This is a genomic window from Allobosea sp. BK604, assembly GCF_004341515.1.
GTDB lineage: Bacteria > Pseudomonadota > Alphaproteobacteria > Rhizobiales > Beijerinckiaceae > Allobosea.
On sequence record NZ_SLZF01000001.1, the window covers coordinates 695,401 to 718,404 of the forward strand.

The following is a 23,004-nucleotide window of genomic DNA, read 5'->3' on the forward strand; positions in this document are numbered from 1 at the left end:
TGTCGTTGCAGGAAGCGCCCGTTCGGCGCGCCGCGCCCATGCCGTCTCCACCATCGCGCCGCCAAGGCGCGGGACTGCCATGAGGCGATGCAGTGGCTGACGTCGTCAACACCCTGACCCTGCCCGATGATCCGCTCGACAATGAAGGCGCCCGGCCAGGCTCCGCCTTCATGCGGCCGGTCGAATTCGTCTGCGCCATCCTGCTGCTGGTCATCGTCGGCGTGCTGCTGCTCGGCGTGACCTCGCGCTATGTCTTCTCGCTGCCGGTGGTCTGGATCGACGAGGTCGCCTCGATCTCCTTCCTCTGGCTCGCCATGCTCGGCGCCGCCATCGCGATCGACCGCAACGAGCATCTCAAGCTCACCCTCTTCATCGGCATGATGTCGCAGCGCCTGCGCGACTTCGTCAACGCGCTGGCCATGCTGATCGTCGCCGCCTTCCTGGCAGGGCTGATCTATCCCGCGATCGACTATGCGATCGAGGAATCCTACGTCACCTCGGCCGCGCTCAACATTCCCAATAGCTGGCGCACCTCGGCGCTGCCCGCCGGCATCGCGGCGATGTTCGTGCTCGCCCTGCGCTATGCCGTGAGGACCAGCAGCATCGGCGATCTGCTGCTCGCCGCGCTCGTGATCGCGGCGCTTGCCGGCGCCTTCTACCTGTTGATGCCGAGCTTCAAGACGCTCGGCTACGGCAATATCCTGATCTTCCTCGTCATCATCGTCGCGCTCTGCCTCGTGGCCGGCGTTCCAATCGCCTTCTGTTTCGGCATGGGCACGCTCTGCTTCCTCGCCTTCTCCACGACGGTGCCGATGATCGTGATGATCGGACGCATGGATGAGGGCATGTCGAGCATCATCCTGCTCTCGGTGCCGATCTTCGTGCTGCTCGGCTGCATCCTCGACGCCACCGGCATGGGCAAGGCGATCGTCGATTTCCTGGCGTCGCTGCTCGGCCATGTCCGCGCCGGCATGTCCTATGTCCTGCTCGGCTCGCTCTTCCTGGTCTCCGGCATTTCGGGCTCGAAGGTCTCGGACATGGCGACAGTGGCGCCTGCCCTCTTCCCGGAGATGAAGCGCCGCGGCTACCAGCCGAAGGAACTGATCGCCCTGCTCTCGACCGGCGCCGCCATGGCCGACACGGTGCCGCCCTCGATCGTCCTGATCGTGCTGGGCTCGGTCGCCGGCGTCTCCATTGCCGGGCTGTTCAATGCCGGCTTCGCCATTGCCATGGTGCTCCTGCTCTCGCTCGCCCTGCTCGCGCGCTGGAAGGCGATCGGCGAGGATCTGAAGGGCGTGCGCCGCGCGCCGCTGACCGTCATCGGCCGCACCGCGCTGATCGCGGCGCCGGCACTCGTCCTGCCCTTCCTGATCCGTGGCGTCGTCGGCGGCGGCATCGCCACCGCGACCGAGGTCTCGACCATCGCGGTGCTCTACGCCTTCATCATCGGCATCATCCTCTATGGCGGCATCAGCCCGCGGCGCTGCTACGCCATGCTGGTCGAGACCGCGGCGCTCTCCGGCGCGATCCTGCTGATCCTGGGCACCGCGCTCGCCATGGCCTGGGCCCTGACCCAGACGGGCTTTGCCCGCGACCTCGCCAACTTCATGGCCGGGCTGCCGGGCGGCTGGCTCAGCTTCATGGCGGTGACGATCGTCGTCTTCCTCATCCTCGGCTGCATGCTCGAGGGCTTGCCGGCCATCGTGCTGATGGCGCCGCTGATGTTCCCGATCGCCAAGAATCTCGGCATCAACGACGTGCATTATTCGATGGTCGTGGTCACCGCGATGAATATCGGCCTGATGACCCCGCCCATCGGCATCGGCTTCTATATCGCCTGCAAGATCGGCAATGTCTCGCCGGACGAGGCGATGGGCGCGATCTGGCCCTATCTCGTCGCGCTGATCATCGGCCTCGTGATCATCGCCGTCATACCCGGCCTGTCCACCTGGGTCCTGTGAGGAGCGCGGGCCCTACGTGAAAGCCACCAAACCTCATTGTGAGCGCAGCGAGGCAATCCAGCGGGGACCCGCTCCCCGTCCCCGATTGCTTCGTCACTCCGCTCCTCGCAATGACCTCAAGCACCAAGAGCAAGGACCATCAGGAGAAACGTCCATGAGCATCTCACGCCGCACGCTTCTGCAGGGCACGGCCGCGGCCACCGCGATCGGCTCGTTCCATATCGGCCGCGCCAGCGCGCAGACGCCCGAATTCACCTATAAATACGCCAATAACCTGCCCGTCGCGCACCCGATGAACATCCGCGCCAACGAGGCGGTGGAGAAGATCAAGGACGAGACCAAGGGCCGCGTCCTGATCCAGATCTTCCCGAACAACCAGCTCGGCTCCGACACCGACATGCTGAGCCAGGTCCGCTCCGGCGGCGTCGAGTTCTTCACGCTCTCGCCGCTGATCCTCTCGACTTTGGTGGCGAATGCCTCGGTCAGCGGCATCGGCTTCGCCTTCCCGAATTACGACGCCGTCTGGAAGGCGATGGACGGCGAGCTCGGCGCTTATGTCCGCGGCCAGATCACCAAGTCCAACCTCGTCGTCATGGACAAGATCTGGGACAACGGCTTCCGCCAGATGACGAGCTCGAAAGGCGCGATCAACACGCCCGACGACCTCAAGGGCTTCAAGATCCGCGTGCCGGTCTCCCCGCTCTGGACCTCGATGTTCACCGCCTTCCAGTCGGCCCCGGCCAGCATCAACTTCGCCGAGGTCTACACCGCGCTGCAGACCAAGGTCGTCGACGGCCAGGAGAACCCGCTCGCGATCATCTCGACCGCCAAGCTCTTCGAGGTCCAGAAATACCTCTCGGCGACCAACCACATGTGGGACGGTTTCTGGTTCCTGGCCAATCGCCGCGCCTGGGAGCGCCTGCCGGAAGACCTGCGTGCCGTCGTCGCCAAGAACATCAACGCTGCCGCGATGCTCGAGCGCGAGGATGTCGCCAAGCTCAATGCCGGCCTCAAGGACGAGCTCGTCTCCAAGGGCATGGTCTATAACGAGACCAAGGCCGAGCCCTTCCGCGACGCCCTGCGCAAGGCCGGCTTCTATGCCGAGTGGAAAAAGAAATACGGCGACGAAGCCTGGGGCATCCTCGAGAAGGCCGTCGGCGGCAGCCTGAGCTGAGGAGCGCTTCTTTGCTTCTCCCACCCATCTCCGGCTTGCCCGAGATGGGCAAACCCGAGTGTCAAAGTCGGCAGCAGCCGACTTTGATGCGGGAGAAGGTGGCTCGGCGAAGCCGAGACGGATGAGGGGTCGCGCGACGATTGCCGCGCGACCCCTTTTTCAGCTCAACAATGTAGGACAGGGCGCCCCCTCATCCGGCGCTACGCGCCACCTTCTCCCGCAGGGGCAGAAGGAAAAGAGGCTACTTCCCCAACACCAGATTCGGCAGCCAGGTCGTCAGTGGCGGCCAGAGCGTGATGGCTGCGAGCACTGCGAGCAGCGGCAGCAGCCAGGGCACGATTGCACGGGACATCGCCTCGAAGGAGATCTTCGCGATCTTTGAGGTCACGAACAGCACCACCCCGACTGGCGGCGTGATCGTCCCGATCATCAGGTTGAGAACGAAGATCAGGCCGAACTGGATCGGGTCGATGCCGAACTGCGCCGCCGCGGGCGTCAGGATCGGGATCAGGATCAGCATCGCCGCCAGCGCCTCCATGAAGCAGCCAACGAAGAGCAGCAGCAGATTGACGATGAGCAGGAAGACGAAGGGGTTGCCGGCGAGATCGACCAGCATCGGCCCGACCGTCTGCGGAATCCGCGAGATCGACAGGCACCAGCCGAGCGCCGCCGCCGCCATCACCAGCGCCAGCACGACGCCGGTGGTCTCGACGGTGTTGACCACGATCTCCGGCAGTTCCTTCAGGTCGAAGCTGCGATAGACGAAAAGGCCAAGCACAAGAGCGTAGGCGGTCGCGACGGCCGCCGCCTCGGTCGGCGTGAAGATGCCGCCCATCATGCCACCGAACAGGATGACAGGCGTCATCAGAGCCCAATGGGCTTCCTTGTAGGCGATCCAGAGCTGGCGGCTGCCTGGGAAGGGGTGGCGCGGCAGGTCGCGCTTCTTCGCGACATAGACCACCATCGCCATCAGCGCGCCGGCCATCAGCAGGCCGGGAATGACGCCGGCGAGGAAGAGTCCGCCGATCGAGACATCGGCCGAGACGCCATAGATCACCATCGGCAGCGACGGCGGAATGATCGGGCCGATCGTGGCGGAGGCGGCAGTGATCGCGGCGGCCGTCTCCGCGTCGTAGCCCTCGTCCTGCATCGCCTTGATCTCGAGCGTGCCGACGCCGCCGGCATCGGCCACAGCCGAGCCCGACATGCCGGCGAAGATCACGCTGGCGAGGATGTTGGCGTGGCAGAGCCCGCCGCGCAGCCAGCCGACGCAGGCCGTGGCGAAGGCGAAGATCCGGTCGGTAATCCCCGCCGAATTCATGATGTTGCCCATCAGGATGAAGAGCGGTGCCGCCAGCAGCGGGAAGGAATTGGCCGATTGTGCGATCTTCTGCGGCACGATCCCCATCGGGAAACCGCCCATCAGTGCGAAGGCGACGGCCGCCAGCCCCATCGAGACGAAGAGCGGCACGCCGATCAATAGCGCGGCGAACCAGACCGGCAGGATCTGAAACATGATCGCGCTCATAGCGGCTGCGCTCCCGGCTCGGCGGCCACGGGCTCGCGCCCGGCCAGCGCCTCGGCGATCTCGGCCAGTGCCTGCAGGATCAACGCAAGGCCCGCGAGCGGCATGACGATGTAGAGCGCCGCCGCCGAGAACGGCACGCTGATCGACTCGACGTCCCAGTTCCGTTCGATCAGCCCGAAGCTGTACCGGATCAGCACGGCCGCGAAGATGATGACGCAAACCTGGATCAGGATTTCCAGCACTCGGCGCGGCACGCCTTTCAGCAGGTCGGCGAAGACGGTGATGCGGATATGCGTGCGCCGGCGTGCTGCGATGATCCAGCCGACGAAGCCGGTCCAGACCAGAAGGTATTGCGCCAACTCGTCCGACCATGCGAGCGGGTTGTTGAGCTGACGGAACAGCACGCCGAGCACCACCGTGACGAGCAGGCTTAGCAGCAGCACGACAGCCGTCCAATGGACGAGGCGGTCTGCGAGATGGACGAGCGCTTTCACCTGGCTTCCCTTGTTTGCTTCGTGCGCGAGACCGCTCTTCCCGTCATGCTCGCCCTTTTGGCGAGCATCCACGGCTTAGGCACCGCCCGCTGGAAAGCGGAGACGTGGATGATCGGGACAGGCCCGACCATGACGGGATTGAGCCGCCCTCAGGGACGGCCGGCGGCGCTCACAGCGCCGCCAGCGTATCCCAGGTGCCCTTGCCCCATTTGCTCTCGAACTGCCCGGGCAGGGTCGCGAGCACGGGCTTCCTGAAGCTCTCGACATCGGGCTCGGTTACGGTCATCCCGGCGCCCTTCAGCGTAGCGACGAGCCCGTCCTCCTGGCTCGACAATTCCTTGTCCTGCCAGGCGACACCACCGGCGATCGCGGCCTCCAGCGCGCTGCGATCGGCATCCTTCAGCCCCTTCCAGAAATCCTCGTTCACGATGACCAGGCGCGGCGTGATGATGTGGCCGGTCAGGATCAGGTTCTTCTGCACCTCCTGCAGCTTCGCGCTGTGGATGGTCGGCAGCGGGTTCTCCTGACCGTCGACGGCGCCCTGGCTGAGCGCGAGGTAGAGCTCGTTGAAATTGACCGGCGTCGCCTTGGCGCCCCAGGCCTCGGCCATGGCACGGAATGTGTCGACCGGCGGCACTCGCAGCTTGAAGCCGTTCATGTCGGCGACGGTCTTGACCACGCGTGAGCCGCTGGTGAGGTGGCGCTTGCCGTAATAGGTCACAGCGACCATGCGCATCCCGCGCTTCTTCGAGAGATCGCCGTTCATTTGCGTGAAGATCGGCGCATTGGCGACCTTGGCCATGTGGGCTGCGTCGCGCCAGAGATAAGGCGCCTCGATCACCGAAAGCTGCGGCAGGAACGTGCCGAGCGCAGCGGCACCGTCCGTCGTCATGGTCAGGGCGCCGGAGGCGACCGCCTCCATCATGTCCTTGCCGGAGCCGAGTTGCCCGGCCGGGAAGGCCTGGATCTCGACACGGCCGGAGGTCTTCTCCTTCACCTCCTTGGCGATGCGCTCGACCATCTGCACCTGCGGGTGCGTCGTGGGCAGCATCTCGCCCCAGCGCATCACAGTCGCCTGCGCACGGGCGATCGCCGGCATGAACACGGCGGTGCCGGCCGCGGCGGAACTTGCGAGGAACTCGCGTTTCGTCAGTTTCGTCATCGATGTCTCCTCCCAGAACGGCCGGTTTTCCGGCTCGCCATGCTTCAAGATTCCGCCCCGTCGCGGGCCGGCTGTCGCAGACTCCGTCAGTAATGCAGTGCCCGGTTGCGGGCGTTGGTGATATGCTCGCTCATCGCCTCGGCCGCGGCCTCGGGGTCGCGCGATTCGATCGCGGCGATGATCTTCAGATGGTCCTGCATGACCGGCACGATGATGCTGTTATGGATGCGGGTCTCGTATTGCCGGATCAGCCTGATCTTCAGCCAGGTGACGCGGAAGGCCTGGCTGACGATGTCGTTGTCGAGATGGTCGATGATCGCCTCATGCATCAGGCGATCGACATCCTCGGCGTCCTCGATCAGCGCCTCGCCCTGCTCGCCCGCCTCGGCGCGGCGCACGATCGCCTCGTGGCGCTGCCGTTGCTCGGCGATCTCGGCCTCGGTCGCCTCGCGGGCATAGGCGGCTGCCGCTTCCTTCTCGAGGAGGAGCCGGAACTGGAAAGCGTTGCGGATCAGGTTGAGATCGACATGGGCGACCTGCATGCCGCGCTGCGGCACGGTCTTGATCAGCCCTTCGGCCTCCAGCCGCGGGATCAGTTCGCGGATCGCGCCGAGCGGGAAGCCGGTCATGGCGACGAGCTCGCGCTGGGTCACGAACTGACCCGGCTTGATCTCACGCGCGAGCAGCCGCTCGGTGAAGCTGACATAGGCCTTTTCCCGCAGCTTCAGCGGCTCGCCATCGCGTTCCTGCTCGCTCTCGCTCAAGCCGTCCTCCTCCTCGTCATTGCGAGCAGAGCGAAGCAATCCAGACTCGTAGAGCCCGACGGCCCCTGGATTGCTTCGTCGCTGCGCTCCTCGCAATGACGGCTTGCATGATCCTTGCCCCTCTCAAGCCGCCTTGGCCTGGGTGATGCTGTCGAAGGCCGCGATCACGCGCTGGCGCTGCGCCTCGCTGAGCGGCTCCAGCGGCGGGCGCATCGCGCCATAGCCGGCATCGCCGTGCAGATGCCCGACCAGCGCCTTCACCGCCGCAAGCACGGGATAGCTGACGATCTCGTCGACCAGCTTGTTCACCACCGCGCTTTCCGCGCCCTCGTAGACCATCGGCCGCAGCAGGTGCGGCGTCAGGTTGGCGAGGCCGCAGATCGTGCCCTGCGCCCCGTTCCGCACGGCCTTGGCGAGCTGGCGCTCGTCGCCGACCAGGATCGCGAGCTCGCCATGAGCCTTGAGCAACGCCTCGGTGTTGGAATAGTCGCCCGAGGAATCCTTGACGCCGATGACGATGCCCGGGAACGCCTTCTTCAGCCGCTCGACGAGGTCGATGCTGATATCGACCGCGGTCACCGAGGGGATATGGTAGAGCACGGTGTTCCGCGCGGCCGGGCCGAGCTTCTCGAAGAACTGCGAGAACCAGGCATAGAGCCCCTCGTCGCTCACGCCCTTGAAGTAGAAGGGCGGCGCGACCAGGAGGCCCTTCGCGCCGATGCCGAGTGCGACCTTGGCCTGCTCGATCGATTCATGCAGCGAGGCGGCGGCGACGCCGGCATAGATCTTGGTCGCCGGGTCGATCCCGGCGCCGACCAGCGCACCGAGCATCGCGGTGCGCGCCGGCAGGCCGAGCGCGGCGCCCTCGCCGGTGGTGCCAAACAGCGTGACCGAATCGCAGCCCTGCGCCAGCACATGGCGCGCATGCTTGACGAGGCGCGGCAGGTCGATGTCGCCGCCCGCGCGCATCGGCGTGGTGATGGCGCAGGAGAGGCCGAAGCGGTTCTGGTCGAGGGCCATTGCAGATGTCTTTCCGGAGCTGTGAACGAGTAAGGCGTGAAGCGGGTTACGGATGCCGCAAGGCGCGGCAATGCGAAGGTTCAGCCATCCTTGAGCCCTCCGGCGGAGAGGCCGGCGACGATCTCGCGCTGGGCGAGCACGGTCAGCAGCAGCACCGGCAAGGTGACGAGCAGCGCGGCGGCGGCGAGCGGCCCCCAGGAGATCTGCTCGAAGGTCAGCGAATTGTAGACGGCCGAAGGCAGCGTCCGGCTGTTCTTGCCGCCGAGCACGACCGAGAAGATGAAGTTGTTCCAGGAGAAGATGAAGGCGAGGATGCCACCGACGACGATGCCCGGCCGCGCCAGCGGCAGCGCGACATGACGGAAGGCCTGCCAGGTCGTGGCGCCGTCGATCCGCGCCGCGTCCTCGAGTTCGATCGGGACGTTCTCGAAATACCCGATCATGATCCAGACGATGATCGGGATGGTTATGACGAGATGCGTGATCACCAGTGCCGTGATGGTGCCGACGAGCCCGCTCATCTGGAACAGCAGGAAGAGCGGGATCAGGTAGGACAGCGCCGGCGTCATGCGTGCGATCAGGATCAGGATCGCGAACTTGGCCGACTTGCCACGCGCGATGCCGTAGCCGGCAGGCACGCCTATCGCGAGCCCGATCAGGACCGCACCGCCGGTGACCAGGATCGAGTTCCAGAGGTACAGCGCGAAGTTGTTCTTCTCGAACACGTCGAGATAGTTCTTCAACGTCGGCGGGTCCGGGATGAAGACCGGCGGGAAGGCGGTGTTGTCGAGCTCGTTCTTGAGCGAGAGCGACAGCATCCAGAGGAAGACGAGCACGGCCGGCGAAACCAGGACGAAGACCGAGAGCGCAAAGCCGATCTTGGAGGCGAGCCGCTTCATGCGCAGGCCCTCCCCGTCATTCCGAGCGCAGCGAAGCAATCCAGGACGACTGGGTGCCCGGCTGCCTCTGCATTGCTTCGTCGCTGTGCTCCTCGCAATGACCGCATGGAAAGTTCGCCCCTCATCACGCGTTCCACTTCGACTTCTGGCGCGCGTAGAGCAGCAGCAGCGAGAGCATGATGATGATCACGAAGAAGATCACCACGACGGCCGAGGCGTAGCCGATCTTGTAGAACTGGAAGGCCTGCAGGTAGAGGAAGATGTTCAGCGTCTCCGAGGCCGTGCCCGGCCCGCCCTGGGTGATCACGAAGATCGTGTCGAAGGCCTTCAGCGCGTCGATGGTCCGGATCACGATCGCGACCATGATGAAGGGCCAGACCAGCGGCAGCGTGATGTGCCGGAACATGTGCCAGGCATTGGCGCCGTCGATCAGCGCGGATTCATAGGGCTCGCGCGGCAGGCCGGCGAGGCCGCCGAGCACGATCAGCATGACCAGCGGCGTCCAGTGCCAGACCTCGACCAGGATCAGCGTCGGGATCACCGTGTTGGGATCGTAGACCCAGGGCTGCGGGCCGATGCCGACCAGGGAGAGCAGGTAGTTCAGCACGCCGAGCTGCGGGTGGAACATCATCGTCCAGACCAGCGCCACCGCGACCGGCGTCGCCATCATCGGCATCACGAAGATCGTGCGCAGCAGCCCGCGGAACGGGAATTCGCGATGGAAGACCAGCGCGGCGGCCGTGCCGAACAGGATCGGCAGCACCACGGCCAGGATGGTGAAATAGGCGGTGTGCCCCATCGACTCGATGAAGCGGGTATCGCGGAAGAGTTCGGCATAGTTCTGGGCGCCGACGAATTCCGGCCCGCCGCCGATCTTCCAGTCATGGGTCGACATGTAGAGCGTGAACACCCACGGGAAGACGATCACGCCGAGAATGACCAGCACCGCCGGCAGCGAGAACAGCCAGTAGCGCGGCGTGAAATCCGCTGATTGTCGGGCCGGCGACGTTGGCGTCGCGAGGTCCGCTCGCAGGGCGGTGGTGCTGGTCATGCTCTATGCTTCGTTCGATACGTTTCCGTCATGCTCGGCCTTGTGCCGAGCATCCACGTCTTGAACACCGCCTTCGATCAACGAAGGCGTGGATGGTCGGGACAAGCCCGACCATGACGGGAAAGGCCCGTCAGCCCTGCTCGCTCTTCACGAGCACCGGCGCGAAGGTCTCGGTCGCCTTCTTCAGCTCGCTCGCGACATCGGCGCCGCCGATCGCATTGGTCAGCGCCACGCCGAAGACGTCGCGGAACTCGGTGACAGGGACGATCTGCGGCAGGCCGGCGCGCGCGATCTTGGCCGAGCCCAGCAGGCACTCGAAATATTGCTGGCTGAACTTCGACTGGGCGATGGTCTCCTTGTCGAGATAGGCCGAGGAGCGGCCCGGCGCGCCGGCGCCCGCCTTCAGCATCGCGATCTGGTTGGCCTTGTTGGTCATGAACTGGAGATAGAGCCAGGCTGCCTGCTTCTTCTGCGAGCCCCGCGAGATGCCCATGCCGTCGGCGAACATGCCGGCATGATGCGCCTTCGGTCCCGGCGGCGTGATGCCGTAGCCGACCTTGCCGACGATCCGCGACTTGGACGGATCCTCCAGCGGCGTCGCGAAACCGATGCCGTCGAGCCACATCGCGGCGCGGCCCTGCATGAAGGTGGTCTGGCATTCGTTCCAGTTGAAGCCGACGGCGCCGGTCGGGCCGGTATCCTTGTTGAGCTTCTTGTAGAGCTCGCCTGCCCAGATCGCTTCCGGGGTATCGGTGACGAGCTTGCCCTCGGGCGAGACCGTCTCGATGCCCTGGCCGAGCGCGAGGCTGGTCCAGACCGGGACATTGGCGTTCTTCAGGCCGCGCGAGACGAAGCCCGCGATGCCCTTGGCCGGGTCGTGCAGCTTGGCCGCGACGGTGGCGATCTCGTCCATCGTCTTCGGATAGGCCACGCCCTTCGCGTCGAAGAGCTCCTTGTTGTAGTAGATCATCCAGTAGTCGACGAAGAACGGGATCGTATCCAGCGCTCCATCGGCCTGGCGGGCATAGGCCACGGGGCCTGCGCCAAAGTCTTCGAAATTGAAGTCGGGCGCGGTCAGCGAGGCATCGGCGATATAGGGCCGGAGATCCTCGAACCATTTGCCCTTGGCGGCCATGCGCTTCTGGACATGCAGCGAGATGCCGCTGACGTCGAAGCTCGGCTTGCCCGAGGCGAATTCGATCACCGCCTTCTGGCGCTGCTGCTGCTCCGGCACCTGCTCGGCCGAGACCTTGATGCCGGTGAGTTCGGTGAACTCCTTCTCGGCCGCCTGCATCAGGTCGGAGCGCGGGTTCTTCACCAGCAGCACGTCGATGGTCGTGCCGGAGAAGCGCTTCCAGTTGAACGGCGCCTGAGCGCGGGCCTCGCGCAGCACCATCGGCGAGCCGATCGCTCCCGCGGCACCCAGGGCAGCAGCCCCGCGCAACAGCGCGCGCCGGCTCGGCTTCAGAAACGTATCGGTCATGATGTCCTCCCTAATGGACTCGAGGCCACGGCCCGTTCTCGGGCCTGTTGCTTGTCGGCGAGAGCCATCCTTCCAGAGACCGGCCACCCGCTCAATTCGGGCGTGACGCTAATCTGCTTTCAAGCCGGTTGCAAGCTAACATGTTGGCGTGCACATAGTGATTGCAGACTCGCCTGGATGCGCCTCCATGCCCACTGATCACATCGTCACCGTGCCGTTTCCCTCCCTCGTCATCCCGGCCGCGGCGTAGCGGAGCGCCGGGATCCATCGTAGGGCTCGGCAGTCTACGATTGATCCCGGAGCGGCGCCGCAGCGCGGCTTGCAGGGGATGACGAGGCGGACCGATTTCGGAAGCACATGAGGCGGGAGGCATGACGGCAATGAGGATCGACGCCCACCAGCATTTCTGGACGCTCGCACGCGGCGACTATGGCTGGCTGACGCCGGCTCTCGGCCCGATCCACCGCGATTTCGGCCCGGCGGACCTCGCTCCCCTGCTCGCCGAGCAGCGGATCGACCGCACCATCCTGGTCCAGGCCGCGCCGACCGAGGCCGAAACCGAGTTCATGCTCGCCGTCGCCGCACGCACGACCTTCGTCGCCGGTGTCGTCGGCTGGTGCGAGTTCGAGGCGCCGGACGCGGCCGAACGCATCGCGAGACTGAGCGCCGACCCGCTGCTCGTCGGCCTGCGCCCCATGGTCCATGATATCGCCGATCCCGACTGGCTGGCCCGGCCGGATCTCGCCCCGGCCTTCGCGGCCTTGATCGCCCATGGCCTCACCTTCGACGCGCTGCTGCGGCCGCAGCATCTGAAGCCGCTGTGCGTACTGCTCGCACGCCATCCCACGCTCGCCTGCGTCGTCGACCACGCCGCCAAGCCGAACCTCGTCAGCGGCGAGATCTCTGCCTGGCGCCAGGACATCAGCGCGGTTGCGACGCATCAGCAGGTCTTCTGCAAGCTCTCCGGCCTCGCCACCGAGGCGAACGAGGACTGGACGATCGAGACATTGCGCCCGGTTTTCGACCATCTCCTCGCCAGCTTCGGTCCGGACCGCCTGATCTTCGGCAGCGACTGGCCGGTGCTGACGCTGCGCGCCGGCTACGCACGCTGGGTCGGCACCGTCGAGGAACTCATCGCCGATCTGCCGGAAGCCGACCGCGCCGCGATCATGGGCGGCAATGCCCGCCGCTTCTATCTCTCGTACAGAGGACGCAACTGACATGCTGAAGGGGCTCGACCCGGTGCTGAGCGCCGATCTGCTCTGGGTGCTCGCGGCCATGGGCCATGGCGACGACCTCGCCCTGGTCGATGCCAATCACCCGGCCGAAACGATCGCGCGCGCCACGACCAGCGGCAAGCTGATCACCTTGCCCGGTCTCAGCATCGCGCGAGCCGCCCGCGCCATCCTCTCAGTGCTGCCGATCGACGATTTCGAGCCGGCTCCGATCCGCCGCATGGAGGTCGTCGGCAATCCCGCCGAAATCCCCGTCGTCCAGGTCGAGGCCCAGGCCGAGATCGACCGGGCCCTCGGTCAGCCCTCGCCCGCCGCCGGAATCGAGCGCTTCGCCTTCTACAAGGCGGCCAAGGCGAGCTTCGCCGTGGTGCAGGCTGGCGATCCGCGCGCCTATGGCTGCTTCCTGCTGCGTAAGGGCGTGATCACCGGCGAGCCCGGCTAGAGCATTTTCGAGCGAAGTGGATACCGGTTCGCGTGAAGAAAATGCGTCAAAACAAGTAGATAGAGAATTTTCGCGATTCGAAGAAACGCGGAAATGCTCTAGCGCGCCGGCCCGAAAAGTGGCCTGCGGCTTTCGGAAAAGCCGGTGCAAAACGGGGAGCTAGGCCTCAAAGCTGCAGGATATTGGCCTTGATTCCGGGATCGACGATGCGTTCGAGCCGCGTGTCGTGAACGGCGATCGTGATCTCGAGCGAGCCGGTGCCGACCTTGAGGCCGAGCAGATGACCGCCGACGCCGGCGAAATCGGCGCCGGCCACGATGCCATGCGCATGGATCGAGGGCTTGCCGTTCTGCCAGGCGATCGTGCCGGTCATGCTGGCGAGCTCGACATTGTGGAAGGTCTTCGGATCGAAGGCCTTCTTGCCGAAATCGTAGAAGCCGAAGGTCACCTCGCTCAGGAAGCCCATACCAACGAAGCTGGCGCTCGGGATGGCCTCGCGCTCGGCCAGATCCGCGAGCTCGGCCAGCACATCCGCGCCCTGCCGCAGCACCATCAGATGGCCGGTCGGCGTGCGGATCGAGCGCGGACCGTGCTCTCCGACCGCTTCATTCGTCATGGCCTCATCCTCCTGTCGCTGCCCCCAGCATAGAAGCGGGCGGCAGGGGGTGCGCAAGCTGGCCGAAGGCATGAGGCCCGGCCATGCGCGCGGGGCTGGCGGTCCAGCCGCCGAACCGGCAGGATCACCAGCACATCAGGGGCGCGAAGCTCCAGCTCGCATCGGAGGATCGCCATGGCTCGCGCGACGGCGCATATCGGCACGACGAATTTCGCCACCACGATCAGGATCGGCGAACGCACCATCGTCTCGGACGAGCCGAAGGCACTCGGCGGCCAGGATGCCGGTCCGGCGCCCTATGATCTCCTGCTCGCGGCGCTTGGCTCCTGCACTGCCATCACCTTGCGCATGTATGCCGAGCGGAAGGATTGGAGGCTGACGGCGGTCGATATCGAGCTGCACCATGCCAAGCAGGACAAGCGCTCGCAGATCACCCGCAGCATCCATTTGCACGGGGAACTTTCGGAAGAGCAGCGCACGCGGCTCGCCGAAATCGCCGAACGCACGCCGGTCACGCTGACGCTGAAAGAGGGAACCGATATCGCGACGACGGTCACGGGCAGGTAGCGCGGCTGCTGTCGGCCCGCGCAGCCGCGTGAATTTCTTAAGCTTCTTATGTGACGCTGCTGGCTTCTCGAGCAACGGGACGTGGTTCTTGGGCCAGCCTCCGGCGCATACCCCTCCCGAATCACGCCCGGTCGCCATCACCGGCACTGCGGTGGAGCGTCTTCTTCAAGCCTGCGCCGTCGACGAAGCCACCCTGGAGATCGCGCGCACGCTCCTGCCGATCGTCACGGCGAGGACCAACGCCGCCTGCCACGATTATTGCGACCATCTCGAACGCTCCGTCGCCGACATGAAGCCGCATGTCGAGCGCCACCGGCACGATATCGTCGCGGCCGAGGAGAAGCATCTCCAGCTCGTCTTCCGCGGTTCCTTCGGCGAGGACTACATCAAGGACATGACCGGGGCGACCGAGACCGAATATGGCGACATGCTCGGCATCCGCACCCGTCTCGCCACGACGCTGCGGCTGATCGACCCGCTCTTCAAGGAGATCGGCCGGCGCCGCCGCTTCGGCGGCAGGAAAGCGGCCGAGGACTGCGCCGCGATCGCCCGGCTGATCCTGTGCGACGCCATCGCCGCGACCTCCTGCCACCAGCGCGCCAGCCGGACCGGCCTGAAGCGGCGCGAGAACGAACTCCATCTCGCCGCGACCACCTTCCAGGACAGCGTCGCCGCACTCGCCGAAAGCCTGCGCACCGCCGCCACGATGCTGCGCGGCAGCGCCGCCGCCAACCTCGATCGCAGCGGCCGCGCCGGGCACGAGGCCACGATCGCGGAGGACGCCGCCCGCAATTGCTCCCAGCATATCGACCGTACGGCTGAGGCGACGCAGGACCTGGTGCGCGCGCTCGACCTCGTCAGGAGCGAATCGCAGGAGGCCGCCGCCATGACCGGCCAGGCTGTCGTCGACACGAGGGAAGTCACGGCCGCCATTGCCGGCCTTGCCGATGCCGCGCGGCTGATCGGCTCGATCGTGACGCTGATCCAGGAGATCGCGAACCAGACCAACCTGCTCGCGCTCAACGCGACGATCGAGGCGGCGCGGGCTGGCGATGCCGGCAGGGGCTTCGCCGTCGTCGCCGGAGAAGTGAAGAGCCTTGCCGACCAGACGAGCAAGGCAGCCGCCGAGATTTCCTCGCAGATCGCCGAGGTCCAGACCGCAGCGGAATCCTGCGTCATGCATGTCGACTCGATCAGCAGCACGATCACGCAGCTGGAGCATTCGGCCGCTTCGATCGCGCAGACCGTCAAGAAGCAGCTCGCCGCGACCAGCCAGATGGCCGTCAACACCCGCGAGGTCGCGACACTGACTCAGGAGGGCCTCTCATCGGCCCAGGCCGCGCGCAGCGCGATCGGTGAGGTCACCTCGATGTCGGTCGAGCTCGACGGCGCCGCCGTCCAGGTCGAGGCATCGGCGGGCAGGATCGGCGATCTCGTCGCGCGCTTCCTGGCTGATCTGCGCGCGGCGTGAGCACGTAGAGCATTTCCGCGTTTCTCTGAAACACGAAAATGCTCTATCCCTTTGTTTCGACGCATTTTCTTCACGCGAACCGGTATCCACTTCGCTCGAAAATGCTCTATTGGCCCTGCCCCGTGGCAGCGAGGCTCACCTTTCCCTGAACGCCTTGGCGATCTGATCCTTGAGCGGCTTGATGATGTATTCGAGCGGGGTCCGATCCTCGGTCCGGACGAAGACATCGGCCAGCATGCCCGCCGTGACGCGATGCGGCGCGAGGCGGGCAAACTCGACCGGCGGAACCGTGATGCGGATCGTGTAGAACGCCGCGCCGGTCTGCTGGTCGCGGCTGGTATCGGCCGAAATGCGCGTCACCGTTCCGGTGAGTTCCGGCGTGGTGCGCTGGTTGAAGGCATGAAGCCTGACCTGCGCCGCATGGCCGAGCGCGACCTGGTCGATATCGGGCGGATTGATCCGCGCCTCGACCTGCAGGCTGTCCTCGGCCGGCACGATCAGCATGGCGGGCTCCGCCGGAGAGATCACGCCGCCGACGGTGTGGACCGCGAGCTGATGCACGAAGCCGGCACTCGGCGCCCGGATCTCGACGCGCTTGAGCTGGTCCTCCGCGGCGATGCGGCGCTCGCTCAACTCGGCGGTCTTGCCCTGGATCTCGCGCAGCTCCTTCATCACCTCCTCGCGCAGGCTGTCGTCGATCTGGATGATCTGCAGCTGCGTCTCGGCGATCTTGCCTTCGGACTGGGCGACGGAGGCGATGAGCTGTCCCTTCTGACCGTCAAGCCTCGCCGTCTCGCGTTCGAGCGCGGCCCTGCGGTTCAGCGAGACCAGGTTCTTGGCGTAGAGATCATGAACGGCGCCGAGCTCTTCCCTGATCAGCACCGCCTGGCGATCGAGCGCGCTCTGCTGCGCCTTCAAGCCCTCGATCTCGTCCTGGAGCTGGCCGACCCGCTTGGAGAGCTGCGCCTTCTGGCCGTCGCGCGCGGCCCGGCGTGCCTCGAACAGGCTTGCCTCCGCGCCAACCAGTTCGGCGATCTCTGGCTCGCTCATCCGGCTTGCGAGCTCGGGCGCGACGGTCACGCTGTCGCGCTTGTCGCGCTCGGCCTGGAGCCTCGCCCGCCGGGCGGAAAACTCGTCGAGTTGCTTGACCAGCACCTGGAGATTGGCCCGGGTGACAGTGTCGTCGAGCCGGATCAGCACCGCGTCCTGCTCGACGCGGTCGCCCTCGCGCACCTTGAGCTCGCCGACGATGCCACCGGTCGCGTGCTGGATCTTCTTGACATTGCCATCGACGACGAACTGGCCGGATGCCACGACCGCGCCCGCCAGCGTCGTCGCCACCGCCCAGACCCCGACGGTCCCGGCGAACAGCGCCGCCGCCGCCGTCCCGGCCAGCGTCAGGCTGCGCAGCGAACGCCGGAAATCCGGCTGCCTTTCATCCGCCGCGCTCATGACGCCACCGTCTGGCGCTGCACGCTCGGCATGCCGCCCCGCTTGACGATACGCTGCAGGATCTCGTCCTTCGGGCCCATCGCCTGGATGCGGCCCTCGGCCATCATCGCGATCTGGTCGACGCCAGCGATCGCGGTCTGCCGATGGGTCACGACGATGACGATGCCGTCGCGCGCCCGCACGCCCTTGACCGCCGTCGTCAGGGCCTCGTCGCCATCCTGGTCGAGATTGGAATTGGGCTCGTCGAGCACGACGAGGAACGGATCGCCATAGAGCGCCCGCGCCAGGCCGATGCGCTGGCGCTGGCCGCCGGAGAGCGAGGCGCCGCCCTCGCCGATGCGGGTGTCGTAGCCATTTTCCAGCTTGAGGATCAGCTCATGCGCGCCAGCGGCCTGTGCCGCCGCGACGACCGCCTCGTCCGCGGCATCGGGCAGGAAGCGCGCGATATTCTCCGCCACCGTGCCATCGAACAGCTCGATATCCTGGGGCAGGTAGCCGATATGGCGGCCGAGCCCGGCCGGGCCCCATTGCTCGAGCGCTGCGCCGTCGAGACGGACCTCGCCCTTGAGCGGACGCCAGACCCCGACCAGCGATCGCACCAAGGTCGACTTGCCCGAAGCGCTCGGCCCGACGATGCCGAGCCCCTGGCCGGCTTGGAGCCGAAGCGAAACGCCTTGCAGGATCGGCGCCTGGCGGCCGGGCGCAGCGACGATCAGACCATCCGCCGTCAGATCGCGCTTCGGCATGGGCAGGGCGGTGCGCTCGCGCTCGTTGAAGCTCGGAAGATCGAGCATCTGCTTGAGCCGGGCGACGCCTTCGCGGGCGGCGACGAAGCCGCGCCAATGTGCCACCGCGATCTCGATCGGCGCGAGCGCCCGCGAGGTCATGATCGAAGCGGCGATCATCGCACCGCCCGAGATCTCGTTGTGCATGGCGAGGTAGGCGCCGAGGCCGAGCACGGCCGATTGCAGCAGCATCCGGAAGATCTTGGCGAAGGCGCCGAGGCCGCTCACCGCATCCGAACCCGCGAGCCAGTCGCTGACATGGCGCAGATTGATCTCGTGCCATTTGCGCTGGAAGGCCGGCGCCATGCCCATCGCCGTCAGCGCCTCGGCATTGCGCCGTGCCGCTTCGGCCAGCGCCAGGCGGCCGGTCCCGCTCGCCATCAGCGCCTTGTTCGCCGCGCGGCTGCCGCGCTCGCTGACATAGGTCAGGATCAGGATGACGACGCCGCCCGCGACTGCGAGCCAGCCGAGCCAGGGATGCAGCAGGAAACAGCCGGCAAAGAACAGCGGCATCCACGGCATGTCGAACAGAGCCGTCGGCCCCAGCGAGGCGAGGAAGCCGCGAATCTGATCGAGGTCACGGATCGGCTGCAGCACCTGCTCGGAGCGCAGCCCGAGTAGCGGCAGGCGCTGCGCCGCAGCGAAGGCTGCAGGCGAAACCTGTTCGTCGAACCGTGCTCCGATCCGCGCCAGCATCTTGACCCGGACCGCATCGAGGAAGCCCTGCAGCGCATAGGCCAGGAGCAGCAGCAGCGAGAGCCCGATCAGCGTCGGCACGCTGCGCGAGCTGAGCACCCGGTCATAGACCTGCAGCATGTAGAACGAGCCGGCCAGCATCAGCACGTTGATGATGCCGGAAAACAATCCGACCGCCATGAACGCTCCGCGGCAGGAGGCGAGCGCTGAGCCGACGATCGAGCCAGCAGGCGCGGACGTGGAAGCAATACTGCGCGACAAGGTTGAAACCCACAGAGGCCGGAGAGACGTGCCAAAATCCTTCGAGCCGGCGGAGCAGCGCCCGCGCCAGCTTGAATGATAAAGACGTGTTCACTCTATCATATGAAATCCGGACCTGCTCCTGCGCAGATTACCGGCGGCACAAATTTTGACGGCACTGCGTCACGGGAGTGACAAGCACTCAAATCTCGGTTTACGATCAATAAATCGAGGCAATCCGCTGTGCGGATAATCGGCTATTATTGAATAAAATCAATTATTTTTATCGAATAGACGGAAGTTGAACGCAATTGCCGGCGGAGGCTCGAGTACCTCGATTTCTCAGCAAATCAGAATTGCTATTGCCTCCAAAAAGTTAGGCAGTTCATACCTATGCGCCCGGGCACCAGCCAGATCGCAACCTTTCGTTGCGCGATCGGGCCGACTTCGGCGCCATGGACCAGCTCAAGGCGGTCTTGAGCCTAATTGGCGTAGACGAAGAAACCGCGACCCGACTTGCGCCCGAGATAGCCCGCGTCGCACATCTGCTTCAGCAGCGGGCTCGGACGGAATTTCGGATCGTCGAATCCGTCATGCAGCGTCTCCATGATGTTGCGCACCACGTCGAGACCGATGAGATCGGCGAGCGACAGCGGCCCCATCGGATGGTTGGCGCCGAGCTTCATCATCGCATCGACATCCTCTGCCGGCGCGACGCCTTCATGCACGCAATTGATTGCTTCGTTGATCATCGGCACGAGCACGCGATTGACGACGAAGCCGTAGCTGTCCTTCGAGACATGCGCGGTCTTGCCGAGCGACTCGGTCAGCTTGACGATCGCATCGCAGGTGGCGTCGCTGGTCTGCAGCGCCCGGATGATCTCGACGAGCTGCATCAGCGGCACCGGATTGAAGAAATGCATGCCGATGATGCGGCTCGGATCCTTCGAGGTCGCCGCCAGCTTCGTCACCGAGATCGAGGAGGTGTTGGTCGCCAGGATCGCACCGTCGCGGCAGATCGCGTCGAGTTCCCGGATCAGCGTCGCCTTGATCTCGTAATTCTCCAGCACGGCCTCGATCACGAGGTCGCATTCGGCGAGATCGCCGATCTCGATGGTCGGCTTGATCCGGCCGAGCGCGGCCTCGCGCTCCTCGGCGCTGAGCTTGCCCTTGCTGACGAAGCGCTCGAGATTCTTGCCGATCGTCGCCATGCCGCGATCGAGGAATTCCGGCTTCAGGTCGCGCATCGTGACCGCGTAACCGGCGGAGGCGCAAAGTTGGGCGATGCCGTTGCCCATGGTGCCGGCGCCGACGACGCCGATGCGAGAAATGCCGGTCGACATTGAGGAATCCCTTCGGAAGGTCGCACCGCCACTGACTTTACGGCAGCGCAGCCGGCTATTTCGACGATCTATTTTGCGCGGCTGTGACACATCGGTGTCGGAACCGTCACGTGAGCACGTTTCGCCCGCTCAGAATTGTTCATCAGCCCGTCATTTGAGCCCTCGATATTGCGCCGCAGCGCGAGAGGCACTGCATCTCGTGCAAACACAGCGACTTGGGCGTGCCGGCAGCCGACCATGCCAGGGATCCTGGCTCGGTCGTCCTGTCCAGGGCGCTCCGGTGAAGGGCGTTATCGGCCTCGAGCCTTTCATGAGCGAGACATCCATGGATCTGAAAGCAGTAAACGACGCGCTCGCCATGAACCTGGAGAACGCGACCGCGCTGTCGCGCCTGTGGTTCGACCATTCCCGCCGCATCGCGGATGAGCAGATCGCGCTCGCCAGCGAGCGCACGGCCAAGGCCTCGTCTGCCTTCACCTTCGCGCCCGGCCTGAATCCCTGGCAGGCCTGGACCGATTACGTGACCGATGCCGGCCAGCGCACCGCCCTCGTCCTCGACGTCCTGCGTCAGCGTGGCAATGCCTTCAATGAGCAGGCGGACGGCAATATCCCGCCCGTTCTCGACTTCGACTACGAACTGGTGATCGACGGTCGCGACCTGCCGCGGCCGGTCAACTATTCGCTCGTCGTGATCACGCCGCCGAAGGGCGTCGCGATCGATCCCAAGCGCCGCCCCTTCATGATCGTCGACCCGCGCGCCGGCCATGGCGCCGGCATCGGCGGCTTCAAGCCCGAGAGCCAGGTCGGCGACGCGTTCGACGAAGGCCATGCCGTCTATTTCGTGATCTTCCGGCAATGGCCGGAGCCCGGCCAGACTCTGGCCGATGTCCGCGACGCCGAGGCCGCCTTCCTCGAAGAGATCCGCCGCCGCCATCCCGATGTCGAGAAGCCGGTCGTGATCGGCAATTGCCAGGGTGGCTGGGGCTGCATGCTGCTCGCAGCCTCCCATCCCGACAAGGTCGGCCCGATCGCCATCAACGGCGCCCCGATGGCCTATTGGGCCGGCACGACCGGCAAGAACCCGATGCGCTATACCGGCGGCCGCGTCGGCGGCGTCTGGCCGGCGATGCTGATGGCCGATCTCGGCAACGGCGTCTTCGACGGCTCGCTGCTGGTGCAGAATTTCGAGACGCTGAATCCGGCCAACACCTACTGGAAGAAGCTCTACGGCCTGTATTCGAAGGTCGATACCGAGGCCGAGCGCTTCCTCGAATTCGAGCGTTGGTGGGGCGGCTTCTTCATGATGAATGAAGAGGAGATCCGCTGGATCATCGAGAACCTATTCGTCGGCAACCGCCTCGCCCATGGCCACGCCTATTTCGGCGACGAGCGTATCGACCTCAAGAATATCCGCTCGCCGATCATCGTCTTCGCCTCGCATGGCGACAACATCACCCCGCCGCAGCAGGCGCTGAACTGGATCGCCGACACCTATCACGACGTCAACGAGATCAAGGCGCGCGGCCAGCGCATCGTCTATCTGCTGCACGATACGATCGGCCATCTCGGCATCTTCGTCTCCGCCAAGATCGCCGGACGCGAGCATGAGGCGATCACCGACACGATGCGCGCGATCGAGGCGCTGCCGCCCGGCCTCTACGAGATGGAGCTGGAGCAGGGCGACGACCGGCTGCACATCAAATTCGCGCCGCGCACCGTCGAAGACATCATGAAGCTCGACGATGGCCGCAAGGACGAGGAGATGTTCTCGGCCGTGGCCAAGGTCTCCGAGGTCGGCGCGACCGTCTACGAGAACCTGATGCGTCCCTTCGTGCGCGCCATCGTCAATGACGAGACTGCCAGGCAGTTCTTCAAGACCCGGCCGATGCGGCTGGAGCGCTCGCTGCTCTCCGATCAGAACCCGCTGCTGGGATCGGTCAAGGCGCTGGCCGAGCAGGCGCGGACCAAGCGCCAGCCCGTCAAGGCCGACAATCCGTTCCTCGCGATGGAGCGGCTGATGTCGGACGCGATCGAGCAGAACCTCGATCTCTACCGCGACCTTCGCGACGCGATGCAGGAAATCTCCTTCAACGCCATCTACGGCTCGCCCTTCATGCGCGCCATCGGCGCCAACGGGCTGGTCGGCCGCGATCAAACCACTGCCGAGAACCTGCTGATGCTACCGGAAATCCGCGCCGCGCTCGACCATATCGAGCAGGGTGGCGAGGCCGAGGGTATGGTCCGCATGCTCGAGCTCCTGTCGCAGGCGCGCGGCTATGTCCGCCGCTCGCGGCTCGAGCGCGAACTCCAGATCTTCGCGACCGAGAAGCCCTTCTCGACAATGGACGAGGAGAAGCGCTCCAGGCTCATCCATGAGCAGGCGCTGATCGTGCAGTTCGCGCCGGAAAAGGCCAAGGCCAGCCTGCCGAAGCTGCTCGACACGGCCAAAGAGCGCGAGCGCGCCCTGGATCTGGTGATGAAGGTCGCCGGGCCGATCGAGACCATGCATCCGAACGCCCTCGCGCTCTATCGCGAGTTCGAGGCGATGCTCGGACGCCGCGCCAAGGCCGCCCCGGCCGCCAATGACGATGGGCGGCTCTCGGCATAAGCCGGGGCCGCGC

General features: G+C 65.6%; 19 protein-coding genes. 7 read left to right on the forward strand and 12 right to left on the reverse strand.

Annotation, left to right across the window (positions count from 1 at the left end; all coding sequences use genetic code 11):
• Positions 1–113: 113 nt before the first annotated feature.
• Both EV560_RS03475 and EV560_RS03480 read left to right on the forward strand, forming a co-directional pair.
• Positions 114–1,961, forward strand: a complete 1,848-nt coding sequence (locus EV560_RS03475) for a TRAP transporter large permease (protein ID WP_248311905.1) — start codon at positions 114–116, stop codon at positions 1,959–1,961.
• Positions 1,962–2,115: 154 nt separating this feature from the next.
• Positions 2,116–3,135, forward strand: a complete 1,020-nt coding sequence (locus tag EV560_RS03480; protein ID WP_165923300.1) for a TRAP transporter substrate-binding protein — start codon at positions 2,116–2,118, stop codon at positions 3,133–3,135.
• Positions 3,136–3,376: 241 nt separating this feature from the next.
• Here the strand turns inward: EV560_RS03480 and EV560_RS03485 are convergent, their stop codons facing one another.
• The 8 genes from EV560_RS03485 to EV560_RS03520 form a co-directional block, all read right to left on the reverse strand.
• On the reverse strand, positions 3,377–4,651 hold the full coding sequence (locus tag EV560_RS03485; protein WP_348982181.1) for a TRAP transporter large permease: 1,275 nt from the start codon (positions 4,649–4,651) through the stop codon (positions 3,377–3,379).
• A gap of 8 nt (positions 4,652–4,659) precedes the next feature.
• The gene (locus EV560_RS03490; protein WP_131854012.1) at positions 4,660–5,157 is read right to left on the reverse strand and encodes a TRAP transporter small permease; all 498 of its coding nucleotides are present in this window, start codon (positions 5,155–5,157) and stop codon (positions 4,660–4,662) included.
• A gap of 169 nt (positions 5,158–5,326) precedes the next feature.
• Positions 5,327–6,319, reverse strand: a complete 993-nt coding sequence (locus tag EV560_RS03495; protein WP_131854014.1) for a sialic acid TRAP transporter substrate-binding protein SiaP — start codon at positions 6,317–6,319, stop codon at positions 5,327–5,329.
• Between the two features lie 86 nt (positions 6,320–6,405).
• Positions 6,406–7,122, reverse strand: coding sequence for a GntR family transcriptional regulator (locus EV560_RS03500; protein WP_348982182.1), 717 nt, complete (start codon positions 7,120–7,122; stop codon positions 6,406–6,408).
• An 84-nt stretch (positions 7,123–7,206) separates the two neighbouring features.
• Complete coding sequence (locus EV560_RS03505; protein ID WP_131854016.1) at positions 7,207–8,103, reverse strand: dihydrodipicolinate synthase family protein; 897 nt, start codon at positions 8,101–8,103, stop codon at positions 7,207–7,209.
• 80 nt (positions 8,104–8,183) lie between these two features.
• Positions 8,184–9,002, reverse strand: coding sequence for a carbohydrate ABC transporter permease (locus EV560_RS03510; RefSeq protein ID WP_131854018.1), 819 nt, complete (start codon positions 9,000–9,002; stop codon positions 8,184–8,186).
• A gap of 124 nt (positions 9,003–9,126) precedes the next feature.
• On the reverse strand, positions 9,127–10,053 hold the full coding sequence (locus tag EV560_RS03515; protein WP_131854020.1) for a carbohydrate ABC transporter permease: 927 nt from the start codon (positions 10,051–10,053) through the stop codon (positions 9,127–9,129).
• 130 nt (positions 10,054–10,183) lie between these two features.
• Positions 10,184–11,536 (reverse strand): ABC transporter substrate-binding protein, encoded by a 1,353-nt coding sequence (locus tag EV560_RS03520; protein ID WP_131854022.1) that lies wholly within the window; start codon positions 11,534–11,536, stop codon positions 10,184–10,186.
• Between the two features lie 371 nt (positions 11,537–11,907).
• On the opposite strand from EV560_RS03520, the gene EV560_RS03525 reads away from it, so the two are divergent.
• Both EV560_RS03525 and EV560_RS03530 read left to right on the forward strand, forming a co-directional pair.
• Entirely contained in the window at positions 11,908–12,756 is an 849-nt protein-coding gene (locus tag EV560_RS03525; protein WP_348982183.1) for an amidohydrolase family protein, read from the forward strand.
• A 1-nt stretch (position 12,757) separates the two neighbouring features.
• Positions 12,758–13,213 carry an RbsD/FucU family protein gene (locus EV560_RS03530; protein ID WP_131854024.1) on the forward strand — a complete coding sequence of 152 codons (456 nt, stop codon included), beginning with the start codon at positions 12,758–12,760 and terminating at the stop codon, positions 13,211–13,213.
• Positions 13,214–13,379: 166 nt separating this feature from the next.
• Here EV560_RS03530 and EV560_RS03535 read toward each other — a convergent pair whose 3' ends face one another.
• Positions 13,380–13,829, reverse strand: coding sequence for a PPC domain-containing DNA-binding protein (locus EV560_RS03535; protein WP_131854026.1), 450 nt, complete (start codon positions 13,827–13,829; stop codon positions 13,380–13,382).
• 174 nt (positions 13,830–14,003) lie between these two features.
• Here EV560_RS03535 and EV560_RS03540 point away from each other — a divergent pair, with 174 nt between their 5' ends.
• Together EV560_RS03540 and EV560_RS36630 are read left to right on the forward strand one after the other, a co-directional pair.
• A complete protein-coding gene (locus EV560_RS03540) occupies positions 14,004–14,396 on the forward strand; it encodes an OsmC family protein (RefSeq protein ID WP_131854028.1) in 393 nt (130 codons plus the stop codon).
• Between the two features lie 88 nt (positions 14,397–14,484).
• On the forward strand, positions 14,485–15,867 hold the full coding sequence (locus EV560_RS36630; protein ID WP_131854030.1) for a methyl-accepting chemotaxis protein: 1,383 nt from the start codon (positions 14,485–14,487) through the stop codon (positions 15,865–15,867).
• A gap of 135 nt (positions 15,868–16,002) precedes the next feature.
• On the opposite strand, the gene EV560_RS03550 is transcribed toward EV560_RS36630, so the two are convergent.
• From EV560_RS03550 to EV560_RS03560, 3 genes are all read right to left on the reverse strand, one after another.
• A complete protein-coding gene (locus EV560_RS03550) occupies positions 16,003–17,319 on the reverse strand; it encodes an HlyD family type I secretion periplasmic adaptor subunit (RefSeq protein ID WP_131854032.1) in 1,317 nt (438 codons plus the stop codon).
• On the reverse strand, positions 17,316–19,061 hold the full coding sequence (locus EV560_RS03555) for a type I secretion system permease/ATPase (protein WP_282568829.1): 1,746 nt from the start codon (positions 19,059–19,061) through the stop codon (positions 17,316–17,318). The genes EV560_RS03550 and EV560_RS03555 overlap by 4 nt, the downstream gene beginning before the upstream one ends.
• Before the next feature lie 461 nt (positions 19,062–19,522).
• Positions 19,523–20,383, reverse strand: coding sequence for a 3-hydroxybutyryl-CoA dehydrogenase (locus tag EV560_RS03560; protein ID WP_131854036.1), 861 nt, complete (start codon positions 20,381–20,383; stop codon positions 19,523–19,525).
• Between the two features lie 310 nt (positions 20,384–20,693).
• On the opposite strand from EV560_RS03560, the gene EV560_RS03565 reads away from it, so the two are divergent.
• Positions 20,694–22,991 carry a DUF3141 domain-containing protein gene (locus EV560_RS03565; protein WP_165923301.1) on the forward strand — a complete coding sequence of 766 codons (2,298 nt, stop codon included), beginning with the start codon at positions 20,694–20,696 and terminating at the stop codon, positions 22,989–22,991.
• The last annotated feature ends 13 nt before the right edge of the window (positions 22,992–23,004 follow it).

What these genes read in the sequence shown, in the direction of transcription:
- EV560_RS03520 (WP_131854022.1), bottom strand. Translation starts at nt 11,536, where the DNA reads ATGACCGATACGTTTCTGAAGCCGAGCCGGCGCGCGCTGTTGCGCGGG.
- EV560_RS03515 (WP_131854020.1), bottom strand. Translation starts at nt 10,053, where the DNA reads ATGACCAGCACCACCGCCCTGCGAGCGGACCTCGCGACGCCAACGTCG.
- EV560_RS03495 (WP_131854014.1), bottom strand. Translation starts at nt 6,319, where the DNA reads ATGACGAAACTGACGAAACGCGAGTTCCTCGCAAGTTCCGCCGCGGCC.
- EV560_RS03535 (WP_131854026.1), bottom strand. Translation starts at nt 13,829, where the DNA reads ATGACGAATGAAGCGGTCGGAGAGCACGGTCCGCGCTCGATCCGCACG.
- EV560_RS03505 (WP_131854016.1), bottom strand. Translation starts at nt 8,103, where the DNA reads ATGGCCCTCGACCAGAACCGCTTCGGCCTCTCCTGCGCCATCACCACG.
- EV560_RS03525 (WP_348982183.1), top strand. Translation starts at nt 11,908, where the DNA reads ATGACGGCAATGAGGATCGACGCCCACCAGCATTTCTGGACGCTCGCA.
- EV560_RS03510 (WP_131854018.1), bottom strand. Translation starts at nt 9,002, where the DNA reads ATGAAGCGGCTCGCCTCCAAGATCGGCTTTGCGCTCTCGGTCTTCGTC.
- EV560_RS03550 (WP_131854032.1), bottom strand. Translation starts at nt 17,319, where the DNA reads ATGAGCGCGGCGGATGAAAGGCAGCCGGATTTCCGGCGTTCGCTGCGC.
- EV560_RS03560 (WP_131854036.1), bottom strand. Translation starts at nt 20,383, where the DNA reads ATGTCGACCGGCATTTCTCGCATCGGCGTCGTCGGCGCCGGCACCATG.
- EV560_RS03480 (WP_165923300.1), top strand. Translation starts at nt 2,116, where the DNA reads ATGAGCATCTCACGCCGCACGCTTCTGCAGGGCACGGCCGCGGCCACC.
- EV560_RS03540 (WP_131854028.1), top strand. Translation starts at nt 14,004, where the DNA reads ATGGCTCGCGCGACGGCGCATATCGGCACGACGAATTTCGCCACCACG.
- EV560_RS03530 (WP_131854024.1), top strand. Translation starts at nt 12,758, where the DNA reads ATGCTGAAGGGGCTCGACCCGGTGCTGAGCGCCGATCTGCTCTGGGTG.
- EV560_RS03485 (WP_348982181.1), bottom strand. Translation starts at nt 4,651, where the DNA reads ATGTTTCAGATCCTGCCGGTCTGGTTCGCCGCGCTATTGATCGGCGTG.
- EV560_RS03565 (WP_165923301.1), top strand. Translation starts at nt 20,694, where the DNA reads ATGAGCGAGACATCCATGGATCTGAAAGCAGTAAACGACGCGCTCGCC.